Below are 1,355 nucleotides of genomic sequence, written 5' to 3' on the forward strand. Positions count from 1 at the left end.
CCCTGGACCCCATATAAAGTTGATATCATTCCATTATGTTAGCGCATATGGGGCTTCGTCCCTGGACCCCATATAAATTATTTGAAATTGGTAATTTATTGTATTTTATGTGCTGTAATATTTTTGGGTAGTGTTCGTTTTACGCTGCCCTACTCCCGCCCCCGCCCCAAATAGGTATCCAACATCGCCCGCAACGGCGCCAGAAACACCGGCTTGCTCAAAAAATCATCCATGCCCGCCGCTGCACCATTCTGCCGGCTCTCCTCGGTCACATCCGCCGTAAACGCAATGATCGGGATCGGAACCCGCCCCCGCTCCTGCTCCCAGGCCCGAATCGCCCGACTGGCTTGATACCCATCCATCACGCTGTTGGACGGCGGAGAGTGGGTTATTGAAGACCACGACGGCGGCGTTGCAGGCCTGGATTTCGGCGGCCAGTTCGGTGACGGAGCCGCTACCCAGGTAGGTTGCGGGAATGGCGCGGCGGGCGGAGTAGAGGCGGCTGCCGACCACTTCCAAGCCAGCACCGCGAGCCAGGTGGTCCAGTTCGGCGGCCAGCAATTCGGCGTATTCCCGATCCCGGTGGGGTGGGATGATTTGAATCAGGAAGCCGCGATCGGGTGGGGTAGCGGTGTCCAGGAGGGTGCGGCTGGTCATGATGTTTCCAGTAACAGTAGACAAACAATTGATAAATTGATAGAAAACCTCCCTATGATTCCCGAATCATACCAATCGCACGATGATTATGGGGTCAAGGGGAGATTATCTCCCCTTGTGGGAGTCCAGAGGGCGAAGCCCTTTGGCGGGTTGCAAGGGCGGAGCCCTTGCATGAATGCGCGCTTTTACCAAAGCCAATTTGCGCAGCAAATTGGCGCCGCGCGCACAAGACCCGCCCCGCAGGGGCGGACTCCTGGAGGGCGGAGCCCGACCGAGACCTGGCCAAGATCAGCACGCTTCGGAGTGTGCAAACGGTTTTTCGTGTCGCTTGACAGCGCACGTCAACGTTGCCCCATTCTCTCCCAACGCTTTACAGTTCCGCCCGGTGTGGGTCGGGCTGCCGCCCTCCAGGAGTCTGCCCCTGCGGGGCAGGTTTGGTGTGCGCTACGCACATTTTCTGCGAAAATGTGCTCTTTGTAAGCGCACTTGCATGCAGGGACTCCGTCCCTGCACCCTGCCAGAGGGCTTCGCCCTCTGGACTCCCACCAGGGGAGATAATCTCCCCTGGACCCCATATAAAGTTGATATCATTCCATTATGTTAGCGCATATGGGGCTTCGTCCCTGGACCCCATATAAAGTTGATATCATTCCATTATGTTAGCGCATATGGGGCTTCGTCCCTGGACCCCATATAAA

General features: G+C 56.8%; 1 protein-coding gene and 1 pseudogene. Both read right to left on the minus strand.

Going from position 1 to position 1,355, the window contains the following annotated elements; all coding sequences use genetic code 11:
* Nucleotides 1–149: 149 nt before the first annotated feature.
* Nucleotides 150–362 (minus strand): response regulator, encoded by a 213-nt coding sequence (locus EJP87_RS18750; RefSeq protein ID WP_130472934.1) that lies wholly within the window; start codon nt 360–362, stop codon nt 150–152.
* 13 nt (nt 363–375) lie between these two features.
* Nucleotides 376–657, minus strand: a pseudogene (locus EJP87_RS19135) (HflX-like GTP-binding protein); the annotation flags it as partial.
* Nucleotides 658–1,355 lie beyond the last annotated feature (698 nt).

Source organism: Candidatus Magnetaquicoccus inordinatus, from assembly GCF_004217665.1.
GTDB classification, from domain to species: domain Bacteria; phylum Pseudomonadota; class Magnetococcia; order Magnetococcales; family Magnetaquicoccaceae; genus Magnetaquicoccus; species Magnetaquicoccus inordinatus.